We start from the raw sequence: 26,152 nt of genomic DNA, 5'->3' as shown, positions 1-26,152 counted from the left end.
ACACCGCCATGGTCCCCAGGATCCACAAGCGCGGGAAGCGCACCATCGGTCTCCTCTGCTACCTGTACGGGCCCGGCAAGTTCGAGGAGCACACCGACCCGCACCTGGTGGCCTCCTGGGACCACTGCGCACCCGACCCCGGACGGGATGACACTGCCACCCTCAAGCAGCTCCAACAACTCCTGGATCAGCCGGTCGAGAACGTCGACCAGGCGGAACGACCGAAGCGGCACGTGTGGCACCTGTCCGTCCGCAACGGGCCCGACGACCGGATCCTGACCGACGAGGAGTGGGGGGACGTAGCCCGCCGAATGGTCGCTGCCGCGGGCATCGATGGCCCCGAGGAGGGGGCTGGGTGCCGGTGGGCGGCCGTCCGGCACGCCGACGACCACATCCACATCGTCGCCACCCTCGTACGCGAGGACGGCTACCGCCCCGACCTCAACAACGACGCCAACCGCGTCCAGACCGAAGCTCGTGCCCTGGAAGCCGAGTTGGGAATACGCCGCCTCAACAAGGGCGACGGCACCGCAGCGAAGCGCCCCACCAGCGCGGAGCGCCACAAGGCCGAACGGCAGGGCCGCGAACGCACCGCGCGGGAAGAGCTGCGCGAGACCGTGCGCCGCGCGGTCGCCGGCGCCACAGGCGAGGCCGAGTTCTTCGACCGGCTGGCCGCAGCCGGCCTTCTGATCCGCAAGCGCGTAGCCCCCTCCGGTGACCTGCTCGGCTACAAGGTCGCCCTGCCTGACGACCGCAACAAGGATGACGAGCCCGTGTTCTACCCCGGCGCGCGCCTCGCCCCCGACCTGTCCCTGCCTCGGATCCGGGAACGCTGGTCCGCCGACCACCCCGACCCGGCTCCCTCGACAGATACTCCCGGCCGCGCGACCCCGGACAACCCCTCTGCCGCGCGTCGCCGGACCGCGTCGGCCGCCTGGGCAGCGATCACGATCGTCGAGGATGGCGACGATGCGGTCGCGGCAGCGCACATCGCGGCGACCGGCGAGGTCCTGGACGCGCTGGCGAAGACCTCCGCTGCCCACACCCGCCGTGAACTGCGCGACGCTGCCTTCGAGTTCGAACGAGCCTCCCGCTCTCACATCCGTGCCGAACGCGGGCGCGACCGGGCTCTGCGGCAGGCTGCCCGCGACCTCGTCCGCGGCGGCCCCGCCCTCGGCCGCGGTGAAGACGGCGCCACGACCGCGATGGCGATCGACATGCTGGTCTTCCTCATCACCGCCGCCATGCACTGGCACGCCCAGAAGGGCCACGTTCAGCAGGCCGAGGCCGCCCGCCAGGCCGCCGAGCACCTGCGTGCCGCCTACCAGGCTGCCGCTGCCCACCCCCTTGGCACGCTCTACCAGCGCGGCAGGCGCCTGGGCGGCCCCCTGGTCCAGCGGCAGACGTCGGTGCTGCGCGAAGCGCTGCCGGAGCTGGCGGAACAGATCCTGGCCGAGCCCGGCTGGTACGCGCTCGCAGCCACCCTCGCCGACGCCGAAGCCGCCGGCCACGACCCGGCAAGCCTCCTCGCCGACGCCGCCGGGCGACGGGAACTTGGCACCGCGGACTCCGTCGCGGACGTCCTCGTGTGGCGGCTGCGGCGGACTGCGGACCTGCCCGCCGACACCAGTGACACGGCGAACGACGTGCACGCAGCGGAGCGCTCGCCACACCCTGCAGCACAGCGGACACCGGGACGGCCCGGGCCCCGGCGCGGATGACCGTGACTGTGGACTTTGTGAATTGAAGCAGGTCAGGGACTTGAGGCACGATCATGAAGCGAGCAGGACACGACGAGGGAGGACACCACGGTGTTTCACCGGATACGCCGCCGTGCGGAGACAAACGAGATGCGGCGCCTGCATGACGAGGCATGGGCGCAGCTGGAGGGCCTGGTGCCTCCAGAGGCCGAACGAATGCCGGCCGAACCACAGCCCTGCGAGCCGGCGTCGGTCGTGGACGACTTCCTCCCGCCGGAGCTGCGCATCCCGAGCCACGACCAGCTCGACGGCCGGATGATGCCCTGGGCCCAACCGATCGTCCTCGACGGCGAGATGGTCGCCTGCGCCGAGTGCGGCGCGTACCGGGACTGGCTCATCCTCTCCACCCGCGACCAGATCTGGCTGCGCTGTCGCCAGGGGCACCAGCAGCAGGAGACGCGACTCGACACGGCCTGGTACAACCGTCATGCTGGCCCCGCGGACGCGACACATGCGACGTTCGAGGACTGCCTGCGGCACCTCGGCCACTGACCCCCACTCCTACGACCCCACCGGGCCCACGCGCCCGTACTGACCACCGTCACCTAACACCAAGGGGTCAGTTCCACCATGCGCGTTCGCATCGTCGCCGCCCTCGGCCTCACCGCCGCTGCTCTCCTCGCCCTGCCCGCCTGCTCGGGCAACAGCACCGGGGCCAAGCCGGCCACTCCCTCCTCCGCCCGCAGCGGTAAGCCGGCCCATGCCGGGCACGACGCGCCGTTGTCGTCGGCTGCGCTGAAGACGCGCCTGCTCGACGAGAGCGACCTCGGTAGCGGCTACGCCCGCACGCCCAAGCGTCCCACCCAGCACGACGACGTCTCCGTTCTCGGCTGTCCCGCCTTGAACGCCCTGGGCGGCGATGCGGCCATGGGCGGCTCGCTCAACTTCTCGCACAAGGCGAAGGCCACCTTCACCTACACAGCCAGCAGCAACTCGGAGATCTCCGAGGAGCTTTACAGCGACACCGCAGGGAAGCTCTCGACCGGCACCGGCCGGATCTTCGACGCCATGACCGGATGCCCGCAGTACCAGGTCCTCGTCGGCAGCACGAAGGCCGACGTGACCACGCAGAAGATGATCGCGCCCCAGCTCGGGGACGAGCGGTGGAGTCAGCTCCTCACCTTTTCCTCCGATGGGCGCGACACCGTGGTGAAGCAGACCGCGATCCGTAACGGCGGCGTGCTGGTCATCGTCTCCGGCTCGCCGGCCCTCGTCGACCAGCACCTCGACGAGGCCCTCGCCAAGGCGGCAGCAACCCGCTGACACGCCGTATGCCGGTGCCCCCGACCGCGGGGTCGGGGGCACCGGCGCGCCATCAGGGCACCTGGACGGACATGCCGTCGCCCCCATGACCTGGCCCGGGCCAGTGCACCCCCAAAAGTCGTAAGCCCGGCCGCCCCTATCGGGGTGGCCGGGCTTACGAGCGTCTGATTGACGTATCTGAGACGGGCCGGCACGCCGCCCCTGTCTCAGCTGGCCGGGGCGCGCAGGAGCCGCTCGCGTGTGCTCTCGGGCAGGACCCGGCGCAGGACCGGTGCGATCGAGCTGAGCCCGTTGGCGAACACCGCGACAAGGTCTTGCGGCACGCTGGCGCTGAAGGAGGCGGCCCACAGGATGGGTGCGCCCAGCACGGGCTCGGCCCACGCCTGCCACCCGGCCGGCCTCGCCTCGTCGGCCTGGGCCGTCAGGGCGCGCGGGTCTGCGTCCTGGATGAGGGGTGGCACCTCTCCGAAACTGAGGTGCGAGGCGAAGGTCGGGTCGATCGCTCCCGCGTGAGGCTGGTCGATGTCGCGGAGCCAGCCGTGTGCGGTGACCGCATCGAGGACCAGCTCGGCGCCACCGAGCGGGACATCGGGCTCGTCGCGGGCGTCAAGCGCGATGAGAAAGTCGGCAAGGACTTCCCCCGGGACGTCGGGGGTGAAGTAGGCGGACCACTGTGCGAGCGGGCTGCTCGCATCCGCGCGAGCGGAGACCTGCCAGGCGATCGGCAGCTCCCCCAGGTGGAACGGCTCGTCCGCCAGAACCCACTGGGCCCAGCGAAGAGTGTCGGGGCTGATGTGCAGGACGGTGCTGCGCAGGACCTGGCGGTCCTCCGGTTGATCGTCTGGCTCCTGCCGTCCGCGGACGATCGTCAGGCTCGTCCAGCCGAGGCCGGCGAGCGTGTCGGCGACGGTGTCGTAGAGACGTCCGTCGTCACCGGCCAGGTGCCGGGGACCGACCCAGTACGCGGTCTGAGCCGTGTGCGGGGTGGACGGGTCGAGGGGGTGCTCGGGGTACAGGGGCGCCTCCAAAGGCTAGGTTGCGGTTCTACTTGCGGCCGGCGGTGCGACGGGGGCGGCGCGGGGGCGCTTGGATGGGCGACTGCCAGGCCAGCTCGACGGCAACGTCGGGCGGCAGATGGCCGAACTGTGTGTCCGCGTCCCTCCCCTCAGCGAGATAGACGACGGTCTGGCCCGTCTCGTCCACGGACTGGACGACCTGCGCGAGGCGGTGCGCCATTGGGAAGAACGGGTTCATCGCCTGCCGCACCGGCGCGTCCCGATCGCAGGCCAACAGCAGGCCGATGAGATCGCCGACGGTCAACTCCGGGTCCACGGACAGCCTCCTTCGGTGGGGTGGCGGACTGTGCCGCCGGGGATGGAGACCTCGCGTGGAGGACTTCCGATTCGAGCCTTTGGAGTCAACGGCGCCGGGAGGTCTCCAGCACGCGTGCCACAGCGGCGGCGACCACATCGGCCGGCGTCTCCACGTCGAAGGACATCTGGTAGCCGCGAGCCTTGGCGGTGCCGGTGACGGCGATCTTCCACCCCTCGCCGTCACCGCCGGGGCGGCCGAGCGGGAACCATCCGAGGTAGAGGCGGCCGTCCGTGCTGCTCACATGCACGTCCCCCCGGTCGTCCACGATCAGGTTGAAGTCCTCGGCGGGGAACTGGTCCATGACGAGCGTCGGCTGGCCCGGGCCGAGCTGCCAATCGCGCAGCCGCAGGGCTTCGGCGGTGGTGGAAAAACCGGGGCTGGCAGGAGCCACGGTCACGAGCAATCACCTCTCTGACCTGGGGTTTTCCGGGAAGACTTCTACGTTGACATGCCCCTGCAACCCTTGGCCAGTCTTTCGTGGATCTTTCGCGTCTGCCCCAGGCGAACTGGTGTCCTTGGACAGTTGTGGGATCTCAGCTCCCGTGGCCGAGTCTCACGTCCAATGGGCACCCCTTGGTGCCGAAGGCATCGACCAGGTCGAGGGCCCGCTGCCGGGGGCTCCCTTCGTCGTCCCACTGCAGCAGGAACAGCAGCGGAATGGTGACCTGCCGGCCTTCTCGCGTTGGGCGCGGGGCACGTAACCCGGCGAAGAAGCCGGCGGCCGCGATGCGCGGTTCGACCACCGCCAGCCGAATGCCGATGGCGGTCATCCCCGAGTACCCGATCAGGCCGCCGATCTCGGGCAGCGAAAGGAGGGCATCCAGGGTGGTCCGCCATTCCGGGACCGCCTTTTCGACCAGCGGGCCGGTGAGAGACTCAGAGATCTCGTCGACCGGCTCGCCGACCTGCATCGCCCGGCGGAGGGCGGCGCGGGCCTGCTCATCGACGGCGGAACGAGGCCGGTCGCTGCACCCGGGGGCGTCGATGGCGGCCATCGCGTAGCCGCACGCCGCGGATTGCCGGGCCCGGGCCACCAGCCAGGATTCCCCAGGCCGTTGTTGGGGGCCATCATCAAGGCTGCCGCCCTGCGCCTCGAAGGTGCGCTTGCGCAGGCAGTGGGCATCGACTGTCGGTAGACCTCTCTAGCATGATGGTCATGCCCGCCAATCGCCCCGCAATTCCTAGCGCGTTAGACCGGCGAGTCCGTGTAGAAGCTGGCCATCGCTGCGCCATACCGGTCTGCCGCGTCCCCGTCATCGAGATTGCCCACATCCGACCCTGGGCCCAGGTAAAGCGACATGAGTTCGAGAACCTGATCGCCCTCTGCCCGACCTGCCATACGCTCTTCGATCGAGGCCACATCGACCGCGTGTCCATGCTCCAGTACAAGGCGAACCTGAGCCCGTTCTCTCCGTACGCTCTCGCTGCGCATCCTGATCACATTGACTTTTTGGCGGCCTACCAAAAGTTCCGCGTGTTCATCGAGACGTGGCTCACTGCTGCCCACTCGTTTCAGGCGACGGAGCAGCGAGGCTCCTCAACCAACGAACTCCGGCGGAGCTTTCAAGCGATCGGCCACGCGGCCAAGGAGGCCAGCTACGCACGGCTCTGCTTCTGCGCGGTGTCACCGGTTGGTGTGGGGAAGCTGGCTGATCAGATCTTGAACGCGACTATGAGGAGTGCCTGCAAGGTAGTGGGCAGGTCAGTCCCCACCACCTTCCTGGATGCGGGACCAATCTCTGATGATCTCCCTGCGATGTGGGCAGATCTGCATCACGAGATCCACAAGGTAGTCAACAAGCCTGCCCGAAAGACGCTCAAAGTGATGCCGACACCTCCGATCCTCGTGGACGACCTCGTAGACAAGAACGAGGTCGCGGGCCGTTGCGGTGTCCTCCCCGCAACGCCTCACCTCAGCGGCGAGGAGCACTCCGGCGCCCCCGAACAGGCACGGGATGGCGTCCGCTCCGGTGTACCCGAGCGAGCCTTCGGGGTGGGGGCCGCGCTGCTCGATGTGGTCCCGGAGTCGACCGGGCACCCGCAGAGGCCAGGCGAGGTGCTTAAGCGGCCAACTCGGGCGCTCAGTCACAACAGGCCACCTCGCCCCACCTGCGCGGATGCGCCATAAATCGAACACGTGATGCAATAACTGGTATGCGATGCCCTTCCTTCCCCGAGGACCTTCTCGCCGCGCAATGCGCCTGGGACCGTACGTACCGGGCCCTCGCCGATCCAGCGCGACGAGGAGGGACGACTGCGCTTCGGCGGCGTCTGCTGAAGCTGTCGGTGCAGGTGTGGTGGCACCCGCACTGGTCGTCGCGCGATGCAGGATGCGGCGAGCGGGTGACTCTGCGCGGACGGGCGAGGCATCTGGAGTCCGGAGCGCCGTAGATGGGCGGCGGCGCCAAGGACCAGCCGCCGGCCGGAAGCCGGTCGGCCGAGATCTCCCTGACCTTGCCTGACGGGCAGACCGTACGCGTGCGCCTTCATGAGAGGCGTGAGACGCGGGGGCCGCACCCGTGGCGCTATCTCATCGGGGTGCCGTCCTGGGTGGCAACATCAACTGGCGTGGAGGCGGCGGAGTACAGGGTCTGGGTCACAGCCGACCAGCTCCAGCCGATCGAGGGGGTGGATTTGTCTTCCGTTCCGACGCACCGGCTCCCGGCAGAACTCCCCCCGCCCCCACCGTCGGGATGGGTAGTACGGCCGGATCCCGAGCGGCGGGGCGGCACGGTTGTGCACGACGCCGGCTGCCGGAAGGCGGGCGGCGGGGGGAGGGAGCTGGACGCGATGGAAGCGCTCGATGCACTGATGCGGCCGGGCGCGCGAGCCTGCCACGACTGCGACGCCGCCGCGGTACTCAAGCCCGCGCTGGAACTCGGAACGGGGTACGCCTAGCTCGCTGTCCGCCGGCCCTCACCCGCTCCGGTCTTCGCCGGAGCAGCGCTCTCCTGGGCGGCTTCCGCGGATGGCATCGATGCTGGTCAGTCGGGCGCCGGAATGCGATCACCGCTGCTCGGAGGTGGCATGGAGGCATGGCCGCCATCACGAGACTCCACATCACCTTCGGGCTGGTGTCCATACCCGTTTTGGTTCATTCGGCGACCGAGCGGCGCGCCGTACCGTTGCATCAGGTGCATGCCAAGGATGGCGCCAGAATCCGTCAACGGCGCATCTGCGAGGCTGAAGGTGTCGAGGTGCCGTACGAGGAAGTCGCGCGCGGCTACGAGGCCCCGGATGGCCGCACCGTCGTGCTCAGGGACAGCGATCTGGCAGATCTGCCCCTTCCCAGCGTGAAGGCAATCGAGGTGGTCGGCTTCCTGCCGTCCGACCAGATCGACCCCATCACGTTGGACAGGTCGTACTTCCTGGGAGTCGATGGAGCCGGAGCCCGCCCGTACCGGTTGTTGCGGGACGCGATGAAGCAGAGCGGCCAGGTCGGAATTGCCCGCATGGCTCTGCGCGGCCCGGAACGCCTCGTGGTCCTGCGGGTCCGCGAGGAGGTGATCGTCGCGCAGATGCTGCTGTGGCCAGACGAGATCCGCTCCGCGGAAGCCCTGGTGGCCCCTGCCCCGGAGCCGCGACGCCAGGAGTTGCAGATGGCCCGGACCCTGATGACCTCGCTTTCGGAGGATTTTCGGCTCGATGAGCAGCATGACCACTACCGGACGGCCCTGGACGACGTGGTGACGGCGAAGCTCGCCGGGCAGGAGCCACCGCATGCCCCTGCGACGCCAGTCGGGCCGGTGGTGGACCTGATGGCCATGCTTGAGGAGAGCGTTCGGGCTGCACAGGGCACACGCAGCTCGAAGAAGAGGAGATCGCCTGATCCCGGCCGCAAGAGCGGCTGACGCTGCATTGCCACCATCGCGTCGCGCCGATCCGACCGTACGCAGCAGGCCCCCGGACTTTCTTCCGGGGGCCTGCTGCTCAGGGCGATGGTTCGGGCGGGGGCGGTTCAGCGGGTGCGGCTCGCAGTGCGGGATACCGGCGGTGCCGGAGCCTTCTGGGCGGTGCGGCCGGCGACACGAAACGGTGTGGGAGTTTTCCAGGCTTCGGGGAACCAGACCCCTGTGTATTGCTCGACGGCATCGCGAAGATCGGTAACGACTGCCCCTTCCCAGGGCGGCTGGCCAGGTCGGTGGTAGGTGTTGAAGGTGCCGCACTCGCGGCTGTTCCGCGGCGTGTTCTGGGCTTCATCACGACGGTGGAAGGTGCCGTGATCGACGAAGCTGAGTGCCACGGCGTCGATCTCGCCCCTGTCTGCGTGGACGACCGCCACACGGAGGCCGCCGTACGTATCCGCATAGATCATCTCCGTGAAGCTGATGCGCAGTCGCAGCGCCGCTCCCGCGATAGGGGTGGCGTAGTAGGTGTTCCCGACGACCGTGCTGTCGGTGAAGGGCAGGCACAGCTCGGCGAAGAACTGGCGGGCTTGAAGTGACATGAGCGGCTTCCGGTAGGAGTGGCGCAGGGCCTATCGACGGGGGCCGGGCAGGGCAGGGCGGCTGGTGGTACTCCAGCGCGGGACGCTGGGAGCGGGGAGTACAGCCGGGCCGCGAGAGGCGGCCCGTTGAATGTCGAGTGGGGTGGGGGCCGGGGGGCTCGGCGGAAGGGTGGGGGTGAGCTGGGCCAAGCCCTCGACGTAGCTGTGGGTGTCCTGTCGCCATCGGGGCAGCGGGGCCGGGTCGGAGACGCACTCGGTGACGGCTTTGAGCAGGGCGACGGGGGTGTCGGTGCTGGCGGTGGCGTACCAGGCGGGGCGGTCGAGGGAAGTGCCGGCCCACAGCTGCCAGCGGGCATCGCGGGTGGTCAGCTCGGCTTCCGGATCGAGGTGTCCGGTGGTGAACTCCAGCCCGGCAAGCCCGTCGGCCGACTGGACCGCGAAGACGCCCCACCGGGGGTGTTCGACCTCCCAGCCACGGTTGATGAGCGGCGCTACCGCAAGGAACGGGTCTCGGTCGGTGCGCCCCGGATCCGGCGCCGCGAGGTAGGTATCCGGCCCGTGCTCGTACGCCTCGGCGAGCGCGGTGGTGAAGGCACGGACGAACTCTGTCGGGCTGGAATCGTTGAAGCAGGCGCCCCAAGTGGGCGGGCCGAAGGGGTCCGTATAGGCGTTGATGCGCCAGAGACCGTCGTCCTCGCCTTCGGGGAGGTATCCGAGGCGGACCTTGCGGTCGGGTGCATGGACGTAGACGTTGCCGAGGTCGTCGTGCTGGAGGTCCCAGCCGAGGTCGAGGAGTGGGGCAAGGGCGGGGTCGCCAGTCGTGGTGGAGCGGGCGAGGTAGCGCGGGGAGACATAGACGTCTCCATCTAACGTGCGAAGGTCGTCGTGGGGTGGCACGGGATCCTGAGAGGTTGGGGTTGGTCAGCCGGCGGGCAGCATCGCTGCTTCGAGGTCGGCAGGCCGGCCGGTGTAGTGCAGCGTGCGCAGTCCCAGTCGGCGGGCGGCGCTGCAGTTGTCGCCACGGTCGTCCACGAAGAGCACGCGCTCCGGATGGGCGGCTCCGAGGGTGTTCAGGGCGTGTTGGTAAGTGGCGGGGTCGGGTTTGCACACCTCCAGCCGAGCCGAGTACAGGGCGTGGGTCATCAACCGGCGCCAGTCGTGGGTGTCGAGCACGTCGCTGAGGTGGGCGGGCGCGTTCGACAGGAGCACCATCGGCAGTCCTGTCTGGTGGGCGCGGTGCAGGACACGCAGGACGCGGTCGTCGGTGGTGATCCACATGTTGGTGTCAGCGACACGTAGTTCGCGCAGCAGGCGCCTGCTGGGATGGAAGCCGAGGACCTGAGCCCAGTACGCCTGGTCACTGAGCTGGCCGGCGTCGTAGAGGGGACGCGCGCTCCAAAAGGCGTTCTGGAAGGCGGCGAGGTCTGCCTCCCCGGTGGCAGTGCGGGCGAGGCGGAGCCACTGGGTGGTGGTGGGCTGGACGCCTAGCACGCCGTTGTAGTCGAGGATTACGGCGTCGGGGCCGGTGTGCGTGGTGGTGCGGGGCACGGGGCGGTGTTCTCCAGAGCGCGATGGGACAGGCCGGCAACGGCGGCAGCGAGCAGGGCGGGCAGCAGCAGGGCCGCAGGCAGGGCAGTGGCGCTGGCGAGGGCGCCGATCAAGGCGGGGCCGGCCAGCAGGCCCACGTAGCCGATGACGGCGACCGTGGCCACGGCGCTGGGGCCACCGGCTCCGGCCGCGGTGATCAGCGAGGGGACGGTGGTGGACAGGCCGAGTCCGAAGACCGCCCATCCGGCGAGCGCCCACGGCACACTGGCGGCCAGGACGCCGGTGGCAAGCCCGGCCGCGGCGAGCACCGCGCCGGCCCGGACCACGGCTGTGGCGCCGAAGACGGTGTGGAGACGGTCCCCGGTCAGGCGTCCGAGGGCCATGGCGGCGCTGTAGACGGCGAATGCGGTGGCGCTTACGGCCGTTGTGGCATGCAGGCTGTGCAGGTGGACGGCCGCCCAGTCGGCGGCTGCCCCCTCACCCAGCAGCGATCCCGCGGCCAGCACCCCCAGCAGCCACAACTTCGCGCGGGACAGCGGCGGTCGGCGTTCGTCGGCCCCTCGGCAGGTGGGCGTCGTCGGTTGATCGGCACCGCTCAGGGTCTGGGTCGCCGGTGCGGCGCCGAGCGCAACCACCGCCACAGCCAGGCCGGTTACGAGGAAGAGACTGGTGTGCGCGGTGTGGGCGGTGGCGGCGGTCAGGGCGGCGCCGCCGAGAGCGCCGAGGGAGTAAGCGGCGTGGAAGCCAGACATGATCGATCTGCCGTACGCGTTCTGGCAGCGCACCGCCGCTGCGTTGGCGGCGACGTCCAGTACGCCGTGGGTGGCCCCGAAGGCCAGCGCCGCCGCGAGCAGCGAGGCAAGGCTGTTGCACTGCCCAAGGAGGGCAAGGCAGCCGGCGAGGCCGGCGGCTCCGCCGGTGAGCAGGGTGGGAAGCCGCTCGGGGAGGGCTAGACGGCCTCCGAATTTCAGTCCGGCGACCATGCCGAGCGCGGCGGCCAGCAGCACCAGAGCCAGCTGTGCGGTGGTCAGGTGGGCGGCTTGCTGTACGGCCGGCATCCGGGCGCCCCAGATGGCCATCACCACTCCCATGCCGAGGAAGTAGCCGGTCAGCAGGCCCCGGCTGCGCCGGGCCGAGGCGGCTGTCGGACTCACGCGACCGGCCTGCCCCTCCGTGTCGGCTGCGGCGACGCCCAGGGCGACAGGACGGTCGGGCAAGAACAGGCTCCTCGACGGTCAGAACAGGGTCGGGTGATGGGATGGGGTGTTCACGGGCTGCGTCGGCGGCGAATCTCGATCACGGATGCCCACTGCGGGTGCTCGGCGAGCAGCCGTCTCGCGTACAGCGCGGTGTAGTCGTTGTTGAGACCCCTGACCTCGTGCGGGTGGCGCCATCGCAGAGCCTCGAACAGCGCCTTCGTCCCGACGTTCTTCGCCCCCGCGCCGAGCCTTTCCTCGACGAGCTGCTCCAAGGCACGGTAGATCCAGGGGTGCTGGGCGTCGAAGGCGCGGAACCGGTCGGTGATCGTCGAGGAACGGCGAAGGCCCGGCAGTCGGTCCTGCGTGATGGTGGGCATGAGCGGTGAATCCTCTCTTTGCTGCGGGTCAAGAAGATGCGGCGGGCAGTGTGCGTAGCCGGGTGAAGGTGGTCGCGAGACCGAGGGCTTGCAGGAGGGCAGCAGCGGTGAGGGCGTGTCCGAGCTGGGAGGGCGGAATCGCCGCGACGAGGAGTCCGGCTGCGGGGAAGGGCAGCAGGAGCAGCAGGATCGTCACCGCGAGGGTGCTGCCGAAGACGTCACGTGGGATGAGATGGGAGCGCATGGTGCGCAGGACGACGGTGAGTCCGCCTTCGCCGGCCATCAGGACGGCGATCAGCAGGAGGTAGCCGCGGTAGGAGTCGGCATGGGCGACGGCGAGGGTTGCCGTGGCTGCGATGGCAGCGGAGGCGGTGCCCACCGGCCACAGGCCCCAGCGGTCGATCGCCCGGCGGGCTGAGGTGACGGCGAGCAGGGACGCGAGGGCTGCGGCGGACCAGATGAGTCCGGCATCGGATTTGGAACGCCCGAGTTCGTTGACCACGATCATCGGCATGGCCGCCTGGAGAAGGCCGATGGCCACGTTGGAAACGAGCAGGCCGCCCACCAGCCAAGCGAGCGCCGGCAGCGTACGTAGCGTCCGCCAGCCTGACCCGAGCCCGCTTTTCTCCGGCATAGCACCGATAGGGTGCGAGCGCTGGCGGGGGCTGAGGGCGGCGGCGAGGAGCGAGAAGCCCGCGAGCGTGCTGAGCATCACTGGCGGGCCGCCGTGCTCCAACAGCAGGCCCGACACCGCAGGTCCGGCGAGCATGGCACTCTGGTCGATCCCCAGCAGAACGGACTGCACTCGGTGCGCCCGGCCTCCGGCTGTACGGCTCGCCTCGCCGCCGGCGGTTTCGGCGGCGACGTAACTGAACTCGGTGAGGACGCCAGATGCCGGGGCGAGCACCATGACGATCACCGCCGCGAGCGCCCCGGCATCGTGGACCGTCAGCAGGAGCGCAGCGGTGAGGACGACCAGGGCCCGCAGGACGCACGCGGCGCGGAAGACGCGTGCGGTGCCGTGGCGGTCGACGAGAGTGCCGGCCACCACGAAGGCGCCGAGCCGGGGCAGCCATTCCAGTGCGAAGGCCAACCCCGTTAGCCCCGCAGACCCGGTAGTGGCCAGGACGAGGAGGGGGATGCCGTAGGTGGTCATCGCGAACGCGGCGCCGTCGGCCGCCCGGGGCAGATAGACGCCACGCAGCAAGGTCGGAGCGGTTGTGCCGGGCTGCCGGGGCCAGACGGTGGGGCCCGTCACTCGGCGGACTGGGACGCGCCGCGCTGGACTGCCTGGTTCGCGGCCAGCCACTGATCCAGCAGATCACGTGCCCCGGTCAAGTCGGCGTGAGCGTCCGCGGTCAGCTGGGAGTCGGCTGTTGGGCCACAGAGGCCGCGCTCCTCAGTGAGGGCGGGTGCCGCTGCCAGGAGTGCGAGGGTGCTCTGGATGCGGTTGGTGAAGTCGGAGGTGGTGCTCGGATAGGAGTGGCGGCGGGCCCACCGTGCTGTCGCGTCGTAGAGGTCCGCCAACTCCGATCCGGATGTGGTCAGTCCGAGGCGGCCTTCAGGCCGGACGTGGACGAGGCCGAGGTCGCGGGCCAGATCGGTGGCCCTGCGAAGGCGGTTCTCGGAGAGATCAGCGAGGGTGCCGGCCAGTCGGCGCAGGGGTATGGGTCCGTTGTCGTCGATCTCGGCGATCAGGCGGATCAGGGCCGGATAGGAAAGCGCCGAGCAGGCATCCGGCATGGTGGCCGTGGAGGGGGAGCTGTTCATCGGCGCGGCCCTCCCGCCGCGAGTGCTGCCCCCGAACGAGCGGGTGTGGCATGGGAGAACAGGTCGCGGTGCTGCCACGTCAGTGAGGAGATCTGGTCGTTCGTGCTGGGTGCGGGCGTGGTGGTTGGGGCTGGTAGCCGCGACTGGTTGCTGACCCAGGTCTTCGGAGCGGGCGCGGTGTCCGGGCGTCCCCAGAGCGGGTGCCGGGCGGCCTGGGTGAGGGGCTGCCCGGCCGACCACGCGGACAGAGCGCCGAAGACAGGCCCGAGAGCGTCGCCGGCATCGGACAGGCGGTAGGGCTTCCCGATGCCGGCGGTGTCGACCAAGCCGTCAGCCACGAGCTGCCGCAGGGGCGGGTAGACGTTGGTCCAGTCGCTGTCGGGCATGACCATCTTGGCCAGGGTCCGACCGCCGGTCTGCCCGCGGGACTTCAGTACCCACAGGATCGCGGCGGCGTGGCGCCGGGTGAGGAGGGTGAGGCTGTCCTCGATCTGCTCGATCGCGGGCAGCGGCCGGTCTGCCTTCTCCAGATGTTCCTCCGCCCAGGTGACGATCAGCGGCAGTACCGGCAGCAGGGCGGCGCCGCGATCGGTGTGGCCGTAGGTGACGTGCCGCGGGGTGTGCTCGGTGCGCTGGACGAGGCCGGCTTCGCACAGGGACTGAAGCCGGGGATGGAGCTGGCCGTTTTGCAGCCAGGCAACCTTGTCCGCGACTTCGCTGTAGCGCAGCGGACGGCCCAGCGCCAGCAGGATCCGCACGTGCCATCGCGGAGTGATCATGGCCAGGGCCTCGGAGACGCGGGCGATATCGGCGCCGGTGTCGGAGGGCAGACCGGTGGTAGCCAATGGAGGAACTTCCTGGGTGAGTGAACGGAGCCCGTGGGTCAGCGGCTTGGAGCAGTGCTCGCGGTCGGGACGGGTGAAGCGGGCAGGGCTGGCACGGGGGCGGGTGCCGGCTCGGGTGAGGCGGCGCGCCCCGGGGTCGGGGTGACGCGACCGAGGCTCCTGAGGACGGCGCAAGCCGTCTTGGCCTGGAGGTCGCGCACAGCGACTGCTTCGGCGAGCCGTCGGGCGCAGTCGAGAACGTGCGACACCTCAGGTCCGCCTATCTGCCGATCCGGGTGGACGAGTTGGGCGAGGCGGTCGCGGTGGACGGTGATGCTCTGCTCGGCGACGGCGAGGTCGCAGTGCATGCCGAGAAGGGCGGCGAGCATGCCGGGCGGCTGGTCCTGGCTGTATGCCTCCAGGTCGGCCAGCGGTGCGCCGTACAGGTCCTGGATCTGTCCCGCTATCTCGGGTGACGTGATGTGGTCAGGCAATCGGGGGCTTTCACGGTCGGGCCCGGGCCGCCCCGGCACGCTGCGGTGCCGGGGCGGCGGTGGGGAGGGTGGTGGTGGCCACCGGTTGTGCCATGCGGACGGGCCGGGGTTGCTGGACAGCAGTCGGCATGGTGCGCAGCAGGTCATCAAGCGCGGCTCGATAGCCGTTGCGGGCATCGAGCGCGGCCTCCAGCCACTGCGCGTCAAACCGCAGGTCACCCGCGGACAGCTCGTCCATGTCGCGCTCGGCCGCCATGGCGTGGTGGACTCGGTCGCGGACACGGATGACCTGTTCCTCGGCCAGGGCGAGGAACGAACGCAGCTCCATGGCGCGGGTCACCGCGGCGGGGGCGTCCGGACTGGCGGCTGTCGCGTACAGGTCGGCGATGACGGCGTCGAAGACCTGCTCCAGCCGGCCGTCCAGGGTGCTGGGCTTGAGTCGGACGCTCACCGCAGGAACCTTCGTCCCGATGCCGGTTCCGGTGCAGTCGCTGGCCGGAATGGCGCGCTGGTCTGCACGGCCGGGCCCTGCCGGGCCCCGCGGCTGAGCCGGGCCAGCCGTTCCGCGGCCAGGCCCTGCTTTCCGTACGCGGTGGGGTCGAGGAGCCACTGCACGACCATGGCTCGCCCGTTCCTCGCGGTCACGGCCATATTCACTCGGTGAGCCATTGCCATAGCTCGATCGTCGAGTTCAATCGGCTGGGTTTCGAGCACGGCAACGAGTTCGTCCTCAGCCCTTTCCAGTGCTTTCTGGGACTCTGCGAGCATGCCGTGCCAGCGGACGACCTCTGTGGCCTCACGGTTCGCGTGCGGAGCCGCGGTGACAGCCTTCTGCAGTTCCGCGAGGTTCATATCGAAGCGGGCTTCGATATGCTCGGTGATGACGCCCATGACGTCGTCTACGCCGTCAAGCACAACGGACTCCTTTCATCTGCGGCGGTTCCGTGAGAGGTCGCCGATAGCCATTGATGGCGCGGCGTGGTGTGGCCTTTTAGTGGAGGCAGGTGTAGACGGTCGGGTAGACGTAGACGCCGGAGACCCAGCCCTTTACGCCGGTCTTCTTGTCCGTGATGTAGACCCACCAGCCGGACTTGGTCACCTTGTGGACGGTGAACTTGTGGCTCTTGTAGAGAACCCCGACGGCGGTCGACTTCGACGACGCCTTGGATCGGATGGTCACGGCGCTGGCGTGGACCTTGTACGGCCCGGACTTGTCACACGAGGCAGAGGCAGCGAAAGACGCCGGGGCTGCGGCGTTGGCGGCCGGAGCGGTGACGGCGGGCAGGGCGATGGCCGCGGTCACAGCTGCGGCAGCGGCAATGCGGGAAAGGCGCAAGGAGATTTCCTAACAGTTGAAGGGAGGGAGAGAGGTGGGGCAGGCGGAGGCAGCTAAATCAGTCGAGGCACATGTAGACCTGCCGGCAGACGTAGGTGCCGGAAACCCAGCCCCTTTCACCGGTGGTCGCGTCGGTGATGTAGTGCCAGTTGCCTTGGGTCTTGTGGACGGTGAACTTGTGGCCGCGGTACAGAATCCCGACGGAGGTCGACTTCGACGACGCCTTCGAGCGGATGGTCACGGCCTTCGTGTCGATCACCCACGGACCAGGCCGGTCACATGGCCGGGCGACCTGGGAACTACTCGCCGCAGAAGCTGGGGCGGCCGTAGCCGCCGCAGTCGAGGCAACCGACAGGGCGAGAACGCCGAGCATCGCGGCAGATACCGCAATTCGGGTTGAGCGCATGCGAAATACACCTCCTTACGGAAGGGGGGAATGCGTGGAGCGGCGGCCAGATCTGTCGTCCCGGCAGCCATATAAGAGTCCGGAGAATCGCCGGTTTGGCCAACCGGCGATCGTCGGCTATGTTTCGCCGCGCACGGTCGCTTTGAGGCTCAGCGTGATCGGGCCGGCGGGTGTGGAGCAGGTGACTTCGGTGCGGGAGCGGTCCGGGCGAATGACGTGGCCGGCCTGACGGGTGGGAGCGGTCCTGCCGTGCCGCTGAGACGGTCGTCGCACCACTGGAGGGCTTCTTCGACCGTGTCGAAGCCGCCCTCGCGCAGGCTGTAGGTCCACGCGTTGGAATCGAGTTCCTCGGCCACGACGCGGAACTCGGACGGGGCCTGCTCGTCCAGGGCACGCAGCGCCACCACGATGACCGGGTCGCCCGGGTCGTCGCAGGTGTAGGAGTACCCGAGTGCGAAGTGGTCTCCGTCGGTCATGAGCCGTCGCTCCAGGGCCCGCGTCGCCTCGTCCGCGGGCTTCGGGCCCAGCTCCGGGTTGAGCCCGATGGACTGCGGCGGGCAGCCACGGTGGATCAGCCACGACTGCGCCATCGCGGGCAGTGGCAGCAGAGCTCGCTCGAAGCGGAACGTCTTTGACTCAAGGTCGCGTTGAAGGTGAAGAGCGACGTACTGGGGGTGGCCTGGTACGTCCCAGGTGGCCGAGGAGTCGTGCAGGACGTAGAAGCTGTGGACGCCATCGGCAGTGTGGTGCTCGCCGAGCGGGATGAGGTGGTCCTCGATCAGGACGATCTGACCGTAATAGTCCTGGGTGGTCTTCTCGTCGGCCCCGAAGCCGTCAAGCCGGGCATCCAGCTCAGGCGCGTGCCGACTTCGGTCGTCAGGCGGGTTTGATTCGGTAGCTGACATGGAGCCTTTCGATGGGGAATCGGCGCGGTCAGCGCCGATGAGCTGAGGTGGTGGGCCACGCTCCTGGCCGGGTGACCCTCGTGGCCGCCTCGGTCACCGGCATGCGGCGGGCGGAGACCAGCGCGGTGCGCCCTGCTTCGGTCAGGGCGAGCGGCTGGCCGGCGTGGAGGGGGTGGCTGGTGTCCCGTGAGATGAGCCCGGCCGATTCGAGCCGCTTCAGCTCGGGATAGGGGATGCGGATGCCGGCGGCAGTAGTTGCCGAGATCCGTCCGGTGTGGAGGTGCTGGTAGAGCTTGGCGCCGCCGATGATGGCCAGCAGCGCTGCCTGGTCGGCGGCTGGGATCGGTTCGCTCCTGGCCGCTGGCGCTGTGCGGGCGGCGGACTCGATCGGCTCAAGCGCAGCGATCACCTGCGGAGCGGCGGCGTCGCGTTCGTTGGCGGCGTTCTCCAGCTGTTCCACGGCTCTCTTGATGCGCTCGAACAGGGCTCCATCGATCGGGAACTCGCCGCTGGTCAAGCGGTGGAGGTGGGTGCGGTAGAAGGCCACGGCGGTCTCGGCCTGGGCCAGTTCGCGGTGCCGGTCGACCAGGCGGGCGTGCGGCTCGTCGAGAACGCCGCGGTCGCGGCGGGCTCGCAGGGCATCGACGTCGTGGCCGGTGCTGGACTCGATGCGGTGGTCGAGCTGGGAGACCGCGCGCCGGGCGGGTACCGGCGCGGGATCAGGAGGCATAGGCAAGGCTCCGTGTATTCAACGGGCGTGATGGTGCGAGGGTGCCTGTGGGAGGTGGGGCAGGCCCGGTACCGCGGAAGGCATGGGCGCCGGGCTGCGGGTCGTGAGCTGTGGGGAGCTGGAGCGGGCCGCGTGGGTGCGCGCGCTCAGCGGCCGGCTGGTCATCCCCAGGCGGCGTCCGACGGTGTCGTAGACGTCGTTGCCGGCCCGTGGCCGGACAGCGACGACGTGGATCTCCTGTCGGTAGGTGGATGTCTCGGGCGCCGGGCGGAGGCCGTAGACGACGCGCCAGTCCTTCCGGGAGTCGATAAAAAGTTTGCGGTAGCCCTCCAAGTCACCCGTGAGCCGGAGCCCGAATCGCTCCGCGTTCACCACTTCTTGCAGGTACGCGAGGGTGAGGTCGCGGATGTCGGTGGGGGCTTGGAGGAGGTCAGTGAGGGCACGAGGATCGAAGCTCAGGCCGAAGGCCGGCTGATGCTGCCCCCGGGTCATGACGTCAGCTCGTGCTCACCGGACGCGGATGGCTCCGGCTCGGTCTCTGTCGCCTTCTCGGCTCGCGCCGATGGCGGAGGTCCGGGAAGCACCCGGTGCGCGGGTCGGTCCGGGGAGGTCATGCATGCCGACAGTGGACCGCCTGGCGAGCGGATCGCGGCGATGGTGTGGGTCAGGAAGTCCCGGTGCCATACGAGCATCCCGGACGGGCCCGCTTCTGGGTCCTTGTGCTGCTGGTAGGCGAGCCACAGGGCATGAAGCCAAGCGACGACGTCGGTGTGCTCCTGCCACTGCAGGCACCAGGGGGTCGCCGTGGTGACCTCCGTCCCGTAGGCGGGCAGGAGGAAGTCGTCCACCCAGTCCGAGAGGCCGTCGAGTTCGTCCTCGTACGCCTCGCCCTCCAGCTCCAGGATGGGACGTGGCTCCGGCGGCGCTGCCGGGGCCGGTCCGCCGGGCGCCGGCAGGCCGAACGCCGCGAACGGAGAGGTGCCCCCGGCGGCCGGGGTGGAGGCAAGGTGGTCGAGCTGTTGGGCCTGCTGGGCCGACTGCTCCATCAGCCGCCGGACGCTGGCCTCTATCCCCTCCAATTGGGCATCTGGAATGCGGACCGGTTCCAACTCCCCGTCGACAGGGGGTTCTACGGATTCAGGCATGAAAGGAATGGCCTCCTACGAGCCATGGAAATGGGGAAGCGGGAAGTGTGGTGAGCAATTCCGCCCTCGGACTGTCGGCAGGGCTATGGGGTGCCGCCAGGTCCGCGAAGGGTGTAAAACTCCGCCGCAGGTCGTGCCGTTGTGGCGTCAGGCAGTGAGCGTCACGTCGTCCTGGGTGAGGGTTGTGCGGATTGTCTCCGTCAAACGGTCGGCCGCGATCGAGGCGTAGTGCTGCGTCTTCTCTACGCCGATGAAGTCGCGGCCTTCCAGCAGGGCCGCCACCCCCGTGGAGCCGGAGCCGGCGCAGAAGTCGAGCACTGTGCCGCCCTCGGGGCTGATCTTGACCAGCTCGCGCATCACCTCGACGGGCTTTTGCGTGATGTGCTGGCGCTGTTTGCCCGACGGCTGCGAGGCTGAGTACAGCCCCGGCAGGTAGACCGGGTTACGGGAAGCGTCGATGGCACCGTTGCTAGCCCAGACGATGAACTCGCAGTTCTGGGTGAAGCGGCCCTTCTGGGGCCTGGCCTGCGGCTTGTGCCAGGCCAGCACACCCCGCCACAGCCACCCGGCCGCCTGGATCGCATCTGTTGTGACGGGGAGCTGGCGCCAGTCGGTGAACAGCAGGGCGGTGCCACCCGTCTTGGTCAGCCGGTGCGCCTCGGTCATGATCTGCGTCAGCCAGAAGCCGTAACTGCGCTGGTCCATGTTCTCGCCGGTGAAGTCGGCGAGGCCGTGGCCGGCGTCGGCGGAGGTGTATTTCTGCTTCGCGCTGCGGGTGGTGCGTTCCTTCGCCGTGCGCCCGCCGGAGTTGTACGGCGGGTCGGTGATGACGGAATCGACGCAGTCGTCCGGGAGTTCGGCGAGGACGCTCAGAGCGTCGCCCTGGTGAAGGGAAAAGGGCAAAGAGAACCCCGATTCGTGTGGGAGCTTGAGGTGGAATGTCTCCCCGTCGCACGTGCAAGTCCCCGCGAGCCGAAATTGGGCATACAGAAGCCCAGGGCTACAAGCGGGAGGCGAGGGGAGTCCCAAAACTGTAGAGGCGAATTCGCCGACGACCAAGAAGTGACGCACAGGGGGGTCGGATTCCGACCCCTCGCGTCAACTTTTTGGTCAACTGCCAATCTGGGCCTACTGTTTTTGAACTGCCCGGCGCACACCGCCGCTGGCTGATCCCCCACCCTGCTTGACGGAGGTTCCCCCTGCCCCGGCACCCCTAGCTCACCTCCTGGCCGGCGCGGCGAGCGGCAACTCGCCAAAGCCGACCAACGCCTCGACCGCCCACCCCGGCCGCCGCACCCCATCCACCACCCCAAGCGCACGCGGCACGCCGGAACTGCACCAAAGGACACTCATGACCTCTCGCTACCCACCCCTGCTCGAAAACGGTGATCTGCGAGCGAGCCGCACGGGTTGAAGGCGCTCGCCGCCGGCCTCGGCGTCGTCGTCCTCTCCCCCGCTCTCCTCTTCGGCACGGCCACGATGATGGCTACTGCCAGCCAAGCCGCTCAGAACAGCGGCCGGTTCGGTGATTGCCTCCCCGCGGGTGACACCGGTGCGGTCACGAAGAAGATCACCAAGATCCTCGACGGCGCGGACAGCAAGCACGTCCACATCAAGGACCTCACGCTGCCCGCGACGCAGATCCCCAACGCCCAGACCATCGTCACCACCGGTATCAGCCTCAACGTGCCGGCCCGCGGCCAAGTCGTCGCCCTGGCCACCGCGATGCAGGAATCACGCCTGCGCAACCTGGACAGCGGCGACCGCGACTCGGTCGGGCTGTTCCAGCAGCGGCCCAGCCAGGGCTGGGGCACCGCCCAGCAGCTCCACGACCCCGTCTACGCCACGACGAAGTTCTACAAGGCGCTGGAGAAGGTTCACGGCTGGCAGCAGCTGACCGTCGCCCAGGCCGCCCAAGCCGTCCAGAAGTCCGGCTTCCCCGACGCGTACGCCAAGTGGGAAAGCCTGGCCACCGCGCTGGATAAGGCCATCACCGCGTCCCTCCCCCACTCCGCCCAGGGCAAAGACCCCAAGGGCGCGTCATCGGGCGCCTCCTCAGCGTGTGTCCCGGGCAAGGACGGCTCCAGCTGGGGCCCCATCCCCGAGGGCACCGTCCCGAAGGGCTACAAGATCCCCAAGGACGCCGATCCGAAGGCCCGCAGGGCGATCGAGTGGGCGATGCACCAGCTCGGCACGCTCTACCAGTGGGGCGGCACCTGCACCGCCGCGCACGGACCTGACCCGATGCGCCGCTGCGACTGCAGCTCGCTGATGCAGCAGGCGTACGCGCACACCGGCGTCAAGCTCACCCGCACCACGTACACGCAGGTCCACGAGGGCAAAGCCGTCTCCGCCACGCACCTTCGCCCAGGCGACCTGGTCTTCAGCCGCGGCACTGCCTCCCGGCCCGAGCACGTCGGCATGTTCATGGGCGACGGCCTCGTCATCGAGGCTCCCAGGACCACCAAGCCGGTCCGGATCACGCCGATCACGGACTGGACGATTCTCGCCGCCCGCCGCGTCCTCTGACGCCGCCCGCCCGGCCCATCGCCTCTCCTCCGCCCCCGGAGCGCGGCGCCCCTCCCTCTTCTTTCTTCTCCCCTTCCCGCCGGGCCGGGTCTCACCGGGCCTGCGCATGCAAGGAGCTTTGCCATCACCTCGTCACTCGTAGACCGCGGGGTCGTCTACCTCGCCTACAACCCTGGCATCACACCGCAGGGCGGTGGCCTGCCCGGCCTCTCCGTCCTGAAGTCCGTCGTCAACAGCATCAACCTCTTCGGCATCATCGCCGTAGTCGGCGCCCTCGCCGTCTCGCTCGGCGTGTGGGCCTGGGGCCATCACTCGGGCGGCCACCAGGCCGAGGCGAACGGCAAGAAAGGCGCCACCGTCTCCGCCGGTGCCGCCCTCGGTCTTGGAGCCGCGAACGGAATTGTGGCCTTCTTCAGCTCGCTGGGGTCGCAGATCCACTGATGCCCAAGCCCCCCTCTCCCCGATCCGCGTACGGCTTCGGCTGGCCAGGTAACCGACGCATCGCGATCGTCGCCCTCGCCCTGGCCGTACTGCTGGTCATCGCCGCTGGCGCCGCCTTCCTCACCGGCCGCGGCGAACAGCACCCTGACCACCCCACACCGACGAGCAGTTCGTCTCCACCCGCGCCCGCGTCAGACCGACCGGCGAAGACCGGGTCGGTGCCGAAGCCGCCGCGGACCGCTGAGCCGGTCGCCTACGCCAAGGCCGCCGCGAAGATGCTGTGGTCCTACGACACCCGGAATACCAGCCGTAGCCAGCAACTCGACGGCATGCAGGCGTGGATGACCGGGGAGGCGAAGTACGCCGACTGGACCTCCGTCTCCGGCCAGGTCCCCGATCCGGTGCTGTGGTCGCGTATGGCCGACCAGGACCAGCACGCCACCGGCACGGCCGCCGAGGGCCACTTCCCGAGCACGTTCAAGCAGGCCCTGGCGGACGACCCGTCAGCGATCACCCAGGCGTACGTCTACGTCGTCACCGTCAACGGCAAGCAGAAGATCGCCTGGAAGAAGCATGGCGGCGGTGCCGAGGATCGCGCCATCACGCTCGCCGTGCAGTGCCGGCCCCACCACGACTGCTCGCTGGCCGCCATCGCCCCCCGCGTCGCGCCCTGACCGCCTGATCCCGAAAGGAGGGACACGCTCCCATGGGCTTTTGTGACTTGCCCCTGGCGGACAAGGTCTGCTCGGCCACCGACGCAGCCGGCGACGCGATCGACTTCGCCTCCAACCCCGGCAAGGCGATCGGCAACTGGATCGCCAAGAGCGCCGGCGAACTCGCCGCCGCAGCAGCCGACCTCGCCGCGAAAGCCGTCAACTCCACCACCAATGTCGATCTGAGCGCCGGATGGTTCCGCGACAACTACGAGATGTTGCTGCCGATCGGCCTGATCATCCTGGTCGGGACGTTCTGCGCGCAGCTCATCCGTGCCGCCGTCCGACGCGACGGACAAGCCCTCGCCCAGGCATTCACCGGCACGATGAGTGGCGTGCTGTTCACCTTCGGCGCCGTCGCCGCCACCACCATCGCCATCGAAGTGGTCGACGCCCTGTCCGACGGGCTCTTCAAAGCCTCGCACCAGTCCATCGAGACGGCCGTGCGACGCACCGTGAAGGTCTCGGAGATCGGCGCGCTATCCAGCTTGGGCTGGATGGTCGCCACCGTGGCCAGCCTCGGAGTCGCCCTCGGCGCCGTCCTGTACTGGTGCGTGATGATGGTCCGCAAGGTCGGCATCCTCGTCATGGTCACCCTCGCCGTGTTCGCCGGCGCCGGTGGCGGCTGGGAAGCCGCCCGCCGCTGGCGTAAGGGCTGGATCGAAGCCACCGCCACCCTCGTGGTCTCCAAGCTGCTGATGACGATCATCTTCGTGCTCGGCGTCGCCGCGATGGGCAACACCTCTCCCAAGGGTGGGCTCGGTGCGCTCGCCGACGTCCTCTCCGGCATCGTGATCATGGTCTTGGTCCTGCTCTGCCCCTATGCGGTGTTCAAATTCGTGCACTGGGCGGCCGAGGGCACGGATGGGGAGTCGATCCACCGCGCCGGTGGCGCCGGTGCGCAGATGGCCCGGCAGCACGCCGAGCGTGCCGGACGCAAGGGTGCTTCCATGGCCGCCACTGCCGGAACCGGCGGCGCAGCCGCTGGGGCAGGCGCAGCTCCCCAAGGCCCCGACGCAGGCTCCGGAGAATTCCCCGGCGACATCGCCACCACGTCCTCCGGCGGAGACTCGGGGGGCTCGCCAGGCGGTGACGCCGCCAAGTCGGGTCTGGAGAAAGCCGTCCAACCTCCGCCGACCAATGCCGCCGATGACACCAGCGGTCACGTAGGCGGAAATTCAGCAGCAGACGGCTCCGGACAGGGCGCCGCAGCCGGCCAGGCCGGTGGATGGCAGCCCACGCCACCCACCACAACCCCGCCGCCACAGGGGGCACCGCCCTCCGGCGCACAGCCCGTCAGCGCCTCCCCACCGCCCCCGACCGGCCCCTAACCCCTACCCGATCCCTGGGGGCGGGAGGTCTCCGTCTCCCGCCCCCAGCCCCGCGCCCAGGACCACCGCTCCTTGTCTGATCTCTCCGTCGCCCCGGTCTCGGTGAAGTTTCCGCACCGGTCCCGCCGCGGCATCCTCCTCGGCCTCGCCCTTCCCCAACTCCTTCTGGTCTCATGTGCGTTGGCGCTACTTCTGGTGACGGTCGTGACCACCGGACTGCTCGGCGCCATCGCCCTCGCACCGCTGTGGGCGGCCGTCGCCGCCCTGGTCACGATCCGCCGGTACGGCCGCTCCCTCATCGACTGGGCCCCCATCGTGGGCCGCTACGCAAACCGCCGCCACACCGGGCAGACCCTCTGGCTCGCCCGTCCCATCACCCGACCCCGGCAGGACGGCATCCTCCACCTGCCAGGCACCTCCGCCTCCCTCAAGGTCGTCACCCCTGGCGACTCCGCCACCGGCTCCGCCGCCATCCACGACCCACACCAGCAGACCCTCACCGCCATCGCCCGAGTCAGCAGCCGCGCATTCGCCCTGCTCGACCCCGCGACGCAGAACCACAACGTCAACGGCTGGGGCAGAACGCTGGCGGGCATCGCCCGCACCGGACACGTCGCCACCGTGCAGGTCCTGGAGCGCACCGTCCCCGACAGCGGCGACACCCTCGCCCGGCACTGGACCCAACACGGCCGCCCCGACACCCCGGTCGCCGGGCAGGTCTACTCCGAACTGGTCGCCGCCGCCGGACCCGCGGCAGCACCGCACGAGACGTACCTCGCGATCTCCCTGGACCTCAAAGCCGCCAAACGCCTGATATCGCAGGCCGGTGGCGGGCTGCCCGGCGCCTTCACCGTCATGCAGCAGACCACGGCCAGCGTCGCCCAGGCCGCCCGGAACGCCGGGCTAACGGTCACCGGCTGGCTCAGCGCACGGGAAGTCGCCGCCGTCATCCGCACCGCCTACGACCCCAAAGCCCTGTCGGCCCTGCAACAGTGGTCCGAGACCGGCCGCGCAGAAGCCGACCCCGCCGCCGCCGGACCCGTCGTCCAGGTCGAGGACTGGGACCGACTGGCCACCGATTCCGCCCGCCACGCGACCTACTGGGTGGAGAACTGGCCGCGCATCCAAGTCGGCGCCGGATTCCTCCACGGCCTGATGTTCACCGCCGGGGTCCGCCGCAGCCTGTCCCTGGTGTATGTGCCCCAGGGAATCGAGTCGGCTCTGCGCGACGTCCAGCGCCGCAAGTCGGCGATCATGGCCGACGCCAGCGAACGCGCCCGGCGCGGCCAGGTCGACAGCGAAGAGGACAGCGTCGAATACGCCGACGTCAAGCAGCGCGAGCGGCAGCTCATCGCCGGACACGCCGATGTCGCCCTGACCGGACTGGTCACCGTCACCGCCCAGAGCGACGACCTCCTGGACGCTGCCTGCGCGCAGATCGAGACCGCCGCCGTCACCGCCGGTGTCGACCTGCGACGCCTCAACTACCAGCAGCCCGACGCCTTCGCCGTCTCCGCACTGCCGCTGGCTCGCACCACTCTCTGACCCCCCGCCCTCTCC

The 26,152-nt window shown here is 69.5% G+C and carries 34 protein-coding genes and 1 pseudogene; 14 read left to right on the top strand and 21 right to left on the bottom strand.

The annotated features are described in order from the left end of the window. Positions 1–8: 8 nt before the first annotated feature. The 3 genes from ABR737_RS33550 to ABR737_RS33540 all read left to right on the top strand — a co-directional run bounded on the left by ABR737_RS33550 (position 9) and on the right by ABR737_RS33540 (position 3,023). Positions 9–1,721: a relaxase/mobilization nuclease domain-containing protein gene (locus tag ABR737_RS33550; RefSeq protein WP_350257027.1), complete on the top strand. Its 1,713-nt coding sequence runs from the start codon at positions 9–11 to the stop codon at positions 1,719–1,721. Positions 1,722–1,811: 90 nt separating this feature from the next. Beyond that, positions 1,812–2,252 (top strand): hypothetical protein, encoded by a 441-nt coding sequence (locus tag ABR737_RS33545; protein ID WP_497137432.1) that lies wholly within the window; start codon positions 1,812–1,814, stop codon positions 2,250–2,252. Between the two features lie 78 nt (positions 2,253–2,330). Further along, positions 2,331–3,023 (top strand): hypothetical protein, encoded by a 693-nt coding sequence (locus tag ABR737_RS33540; RefSeq protein ID WP_350254659.1) that lies wholly within the window; start codon positions 2,331–2,333, stop codon positions 3,021–3,023. Positions 3,024–3,229: 206 nt separating this feature from the next. Here the strand turns inward: ABR737_RS33540 and ABR737_RS33535 are convergent, their stop codons facing one another. The 4 genes from ABR737_RS33535 to ABR737_RS33520 form a co-directional block, all read right to left on the bottom strand. After that, positions 3,230–4,051, bottom strand: coding sequence for an SPDY domain-containing protein (locus ABR737_RS33535; RefSeq protein ID WP_350254657.1), 822 nt, complete (start codon positions 4,049–4,051; stop codon positions 3,230–3,232). Positions 4,052–4,067: 16 nt separating this feature from the next. Continuing rightward, complete coding sequence (locus ABR737_RS33530) at positions 4,068–4,355, bottom strand: hypothetical protein (protein WP_350254655.1); 288 nt, start codon at positions 4,353–4,355, stop codon at positions 4,068–4,070. 85 nt (positions 4,356–4,440) lie between these two features. Then, positions 4,441–4,794 carry a DUF317 domain-containing protein gene (locus ABR737_RS33525; RefSeq protein ID WP_350254653.1) on the bottom strand — a complete coding sequence of 118 codons (354 nt, stop codon included), beginning with the start codon at positions 4,792–4,794 and terminating at the stop codon, positions 4,441–4,443. 136 nt (positions 4,795–4,930) lie between these two features. Next, on the bottom strand, positions 4,931–5,431 hold the full coding sequence (locus ABR737_RS33520; RefSeq protein ID WP_502964421.1) for a dienelactone hydrolase family protein: 501 nt from the start codon (positions 5,429–5,431) through the stop codon (positions 4,931–4,933). A 113-nt stretch (positions 5,432–5,544) separates the two neighbouring features. Between ABR737_RS33520 and ABR737_RS33515 the strand changes: the two are divergent. The 5 genes and pseudogenes from ABR737_RS33515 to ku form a co-directional block, all read left to right on the top strand. Beyond that, positions 5,545–5,748 (top strand): annotated as a pseudogene (locus ABR737_RS33515) (HNH endonuclease); the annotation flags it as partial. A gap of 24 nt (positions 5,749–5,772) precedes the next feature. Continuing rightward, entirely contained in the window at positions 5,773–6,525 is a 753-nt protein-coding gene (locus ABR737_RS33510) for a hypothetical protein (RefSeq protein ID WP_350257166.1), read from the top strand. A gap of 26 nt (positions 6,526–6,551) precedes the next feature. Next, the gene (locus ABR737_RS44010) at positions 6,552–6,788 is read left to right on the top strand and encodes a DUF8825 domain-containing protein (protein ID WP_497137437.1); all 237 of its coding nucleotides are present in this window, start codon (positions 6,552–6,554) and stop codon (positions 6,786–6,788) included. Next, positions 6,789–7,295: a DUF6233 domain-containing protein gene (locus tag ABR737_RS33505; RefSeq protein WP_350254652.1), complete on the top strand. Its 507-nt coding sequence runs from the start codon at positions 6,789–6,791 to the stop codon at positions 7,293–7,295. A gap of 137 nt (positions 7,296–7,432) precedes the next feature. Continuing rightward, positions 7,433–8,248, top strand: coding sequence for a non-homologous end joining protein Ku (gene ku / locus ABR737_RS33500; RefSeq protein ID WP_350254651.1), 816 nt, complete (start codon positions 7,433–7,435; stop codon positions 8,246–8,248). Positions 8,249–8,355: 107 nt separating this feature from the next. Here ku and ABR737_RS33495 read toward each other — a convergent pair whose 3' ends face one another. The 8 genes from ABR737_RS33495 to ABR737_RS33460 form a co-directional block, all read right to left on the bottom strand. Further along, the gene (locus ABR737_RS33495) at positions 8,356–8,844 is read right to left on the bottom strand and encodes a hypothetical protein (protein WP_350254650.1); all 489 of its coding nucleotides are present in this window, start codon (positions 8,842–8,844) and stop codon (positions 8,356–8,358) included. A gap of 30 nt (positions 8,845–8,874) precedes the next feature. Continuing rightward, positions 8,875–9,741 (bottom strand): SPDY domain-containing protein, encoded by an 867-nt coding sequence (locus ABR737_RS33490; protein WP_350254648.1) that lies wholly within the window; start codon positions 9,739–9,741, stop codon positions 8,875–8,877. Between the two features lie 24 nt (positions 9,742–9,765). Further along, positions 9,766–10,392 (bottom strand): HAD family hydrolase, encoded by a 627-nt coding sequence (locus ABR737_RS33485; protein WP_350254647.1) that lies wholly within the window; start codon positions 10,390–10,392, stop codon positions 9,766–9,768. Continuing rightward, a complete protein-coding gene (locus ABR737_RS33480; RefSeq protein ID WP_350257026.1) occupies positions 10,353–11,546 on the bottom strand; it encodes an MFS transporter in 1,194 nt (397 codons plus the stop codon). The genes ABR737_RS33485 and ABR737_RS33480 overlap by 40 nt, the downstream gene beginning before the upstream one ends. Before the next feature lie 113 nt (positions 11,547–11,659). After that, entirely contained in the window at positions 11,660–11,968 is a 309-nt protein-coding gene (locus ABR737_RS33475; RefSeq protein ID WP_350254646.1) for a hypothetical protein, read from the bottom strand. Positions 11,969–11,996: 28 nt separating this feature from the next. Then, positions 11,997–13,226, bottom strand: a complete 1,230-nt coding sequence (locus ABR737_RS33470) for an MFS transporter (protein ID WP_350254645.1) — start codon at positions 13,224–13,226, stop codon at positions 11,997–11,999. Then, positions 13,223–13,738 (bottom strand): hypothetical protein, encoded by a 516-nt coding sequence (locus tag ABR737_RS33465; RefSeq protein ID WP_350254644.1) that lies wholly within the window; start codon positions 13,736–13,738, stop codon positions 13,223–13,225. Before ABR737_RS33465 ends, ABR737_RS33470 begins: the two co-directional genes overlap by 4 nt. Continuing rightward, positions 13,735–14,583: a winged helix-turn-helix transcriptional regulator gene (locus tag ABR737_RS33460; RefSeq protein ID WP_350254643.1), complete on the bottom strand. Its 849-nt coding sequence runs from the start codon at positions 14,581–14,583 to the stop codon at positions 13,735–13,737. The genes ABR737_RS33465 and ABR737_RS33460 overlap by 4 nt, the downstream gene beginning before the upstream one ends. 239 nt (positions 14,584–14,822) lie before the next feature. Between ABR737_RS33460 and ABR737_RS44005 the strand changes: the two genes are divergently transcribed. Next, positions 14,823–15,038 carry a hypothetical protein gene (locus ABR737_RS44005; RefSeq protein WP_497137443.1) on the top strand — a complete coding sequence of 72 codons (216 nt, stop codon included), beginning with the start codon at positions 14,823–14,825 and terminating at the stop codon, positions 15,036–15,038. Between the two features lie 28 nt (positions 15,039–15,066). On the opposite strand, the gene ABR737_RS33450 is transcribed toward ABR737_RS44005, so the two are convergent. The 9 genes from ABR737_RS33450 to ABR737_RS33410 all read right to left on the bottom strand — a co-directional run bounded on the left by ABR737_RS33450 (position 15,067) and on the right by ABR737_RS33410 (position 20,481). Next, positions 15,067–15,507, bottom strand: coding sequence for a hypothetical protein (locus ABR737_RS33450; RefSeq protein WP_109893099.1), 441 nt, complete (start codon positions 15,505–15,507; stop codon positions 15,067–15,069). Then, a complete protein-coding gene (locus ABR737_RS33445) occupies positions 15,504–15,971 on the bottom strand; it encodes a hypothetical protein (RefSeq protein ID WP_350254639.1) in 468 nt (155 codons plus the stop codon). Before ABR737_RS33445 ends, ABR737_RS33450 begins: the two co-directional genes overlap by 4 nt. A gap of 76 nt (positions 15,972–16,047) precedes the next feature. Next, positions 16,048–16,392 carry an SH3 domain-containing protein gene (locus ABR737_RS33440; protein ID WP_350254638.1) on the bottom strand — a complete coding sequence of 115 codons (345 nt, stop codon included), beginning with the start codon at positions 16,390–16,392 and terminating at the stop codon, positions 16,048–16,050. 58 nt (positions 16,393–16,450) lie between these two features. Further along, a complete protein-coding gene (locus tag ABR737_RS33435) occupies positions 16,451–16,765 on the bottom strand; it encodes an SH3 domain-containing protein (RefSeq protein WP_350257025.1) in 315 nt (104 codons plus the stop codon). A 182-nt stretch (positions 16,766–16,947) separates the two neighbouring features. Beyond that, positions 16,948–17,703, bottom strand: a complete 756-nt coding sequence (locus tag ABR737_RS33430) for a hypothetical protein (RefSeq protein WP_350254636.1) — start codon at positions 17,701–17,703, stop codon at positions 16,948–16,950. A gap of 28 nt (positions 17,704–17,731) precedes the next feature. Next, the gene (locus ABR737_RS33425) at positions 17,732–18,433 is read right to left on the bottom strand and encodes a hypothetical protein (protein WP_350254635.1); all 702 of its coding nucleotides are present in this window, start codon (positions 18,431–18,433) and stop codon (positions 17,732–17,734) included. A gap of 18 nt (positions 18,434–18,451) precedes the next feature. Beyond that, the gene (locus tag ABR737_RS33420; RefSeq protein ID WP_159482628.1) at positions 18,452–18,925 is read right to left on the bottom strand and encodes a hypothetical protein; all 474 of its coding nucleotides are present in this window, start codon (positions 18,923–18,925) and stop codon (positions 18,452–18,454) included. Further along, entirely contained in the window at positions 18,922–19,479 is a 558-nt protein-coding gene (locus ABR737_RS33415; RefSeq protein WP_350257024.1) for a DUF4913 domain-containing protein, read from the bottom strand. Before ABR737_RS33415 ends, ABR737_RS33420 begins: the two co-directional genes overlap by 4 nt. A gap of 246 nt (positions 19,480–19,725) precedes the next feature. After that, a complete protein-coding gene (locus ABR737_RS33410; protein ID WP_350254634.1) occupies positions 19,726–20,481 on the bottom strand; it encodes a DNA-methyltransferase in 756 nt (251 codons plus the stop codon). Between the two features lie 507 nt (positions 20,482–20,988). Between ABR737_RS33410 and ABR737_RS33405 the strand changes: the two genes are divergently transcribed. From ABR737_RS33405 to ABR737_RS33385, 5 genes are all read left to right on the top strand, one after another. Continuing rightward, positions 20,989–22,107: a C40 family peptidase gene (locus ABR737_RS33405; RefSeq protein WP_350254632.1), complete on the top strand. Its 1,119-nt coding sequence runs from the start codon at positions 20,989–20,991 to the stop codon at positions 22,105–22,107. Between the two features lie 123 nt (positions 22,108–22,230). Beyond that, entirely contained in the window at positions 22,231–22,548 is a 318-nt protein-coding gene (locus ABR737_RS33400) for a DUF6112 family protein (protein WP_350257023.1), read from the top strand. Beyond that, a complete protein-coding gene (locus ABR737_RS33395; RefSeq protein ID WP_350254630.1) occupies positions 22,548–23,222 on the top strand; it encodes a hypothetical protein in 675 nt (224 codons plus the stop codon). Before ABR737_RS33400 ends, ABR737_RS33395 begins: the two co-directional genes overlap by 1 nt. Positions 23,223–23,254: 32 nt before the next feature. After that, complete coding sequence (locus ABR737_RS33390) at positions 23,255–24,592, top strand: SCO6881 family protein (protein WP_350254628.1); 1,338 nt, start codon at positions 23,255–23,257, stop codon at positions 24,590–24,592. Between the two features lie 72 nt (positions 24,593–24,664). Continuing rightward, positions 24,665–26,137, top strand: a complete 1,473-nt coding sequence (locus tag ABR737_RS33385; protein WP_350254627.1) for an SCO6880 family protein — start codon at positions 24,665–24,667, stop codon at positions 26,135–26,137. The last annotated feature ends 15 nt before the right edge of the window (positions 26,138–26,152 follow it).

Origin of the sequence: Streptomyces sp. Edi2, from assembly GCF_040253635.1 — a bacterium.
Lineage (GTDB): Bacteria > Actinomycetota > Actinomycetes > Streptomycetales > Streptomycetaceae > Streptomyces.
This window is presented reverse-complemented; position numbering and strand designations above follow the sequence as displayed.

Bases quoted from the DNA above. Each gene is read 5' to 3' on its own strand.
- ABR737_RS33415 (WP_350257024.1), bottom strand. From the start codon at position 19,479: ATGGAGCAGTCGGCCCAGCAGGCCCAACAGCTCGACCACCTTGCCTCC.
- ABR737_RS33475 (WP_350254646.1), bottom strand. From the start codon at position 11,968: ATGCCCACCATCACGCAGGACCGACTGCCGGGCCTTCGCCGTTCCTCG.
- ABR737_RS33425 (WP_350254635.1), bottom strand. From the start codon at position 18,433: ATGCCTCCTGATCCCGCGCCGGTACCCGCCCGGCGCGCGGTCTCCCAG.
- ABR737_RS33430 (WP_350254636.1), bottom strand. From the start codon at position 17,703: ATGTCAGCTACCGAATCAAACCCGCCTGACGACCGAAGTCGGCACGCG.
- ABR737_RS33495 (WP_350254650.1), bottom strand. From the start codon at position 8,844: ATGTCACTTCAAGCCCGCCAGTTCTTCGCCGAGCTGTGCCTGCCCTTC.
- ABR737_RS44010 (WP_497137437.1), top strand. From the start codon at position 6,552: ATGCGATGCCCTTCCTTCCCCGAGGACCTTCTCGCCGCGCAATGCGCC.
- ABR737_RS33550 (WP_350257027.1), top strand. From the start codon at position 9: ATGGTCCCCAGGATCCACAAGCGCGGGAAGCGCACCATCGGTCTCCTC.
- ku (WP_350254651.1), top strand. From the start codon at position 7,433: ATGGCCGCCATCACGAGACTCCACATCACCTTCGGGCTGGTGTCCATA.
- ABR737_RS33435 (WP_350257025.1), bottom strand. From the start codon at position 16,765: ATGCTCGGCGTTCTCGCCCTGTCGGTTGCCTCGACTGCGGCGGCTACG.
- ABR737_RS33505 (WP_350254652.1), top strand. From the start codon at position 6,789: ATGGGCGGCGGCGCCAAGGACCAGCCGCCGGCCGGAAGCCGGTCGGCC.
- ABR737_RS33540 (WP_350254659.1), top strand. From the start codon at position 2,331: ATGCGCGTTCGCATCGTCGCCGCCCTCGGCCTCACCGCCGCTGCTCTC.
- ABR737_RS33390 (WP_350254628.1), top strand. From the start codon at position 23,255: ATGGGCTTTTGTGACTTGCCCCTGGCGGACAAGGTCTGCTCGGCCACC.
- ABR737_RS33465 (WP_350254644.1), bottom strand. From the start codon at position 13,738: ATGAACAGCTCCCCCTCCACGGCCACCATGCCGGATGCCTGCTCGGCG.
- ABR737_RS33420 (WP_159482628.1), bottom strand. From the start codon at position 18,925: ATGACCCGGGGGCAGCATCAGCCGGCCTTCGGCCTGAGCTTCGATCCT.
- ABR737_RS33510 (WP_350257166.1), top strand. From the start codon at position 5,773: ATGCTCCAGTACAAGGCGAACCTGAGCCCGTTCTCTCCGTACGCTCTC.
- ABR737_RS33395 (WP_350254630.1), top strand. From the start codon at position 22,548: ATGCCCAAGCCCCCCTCTCCCCGATCCGCGTACGGCTTCGGCTGGCCA.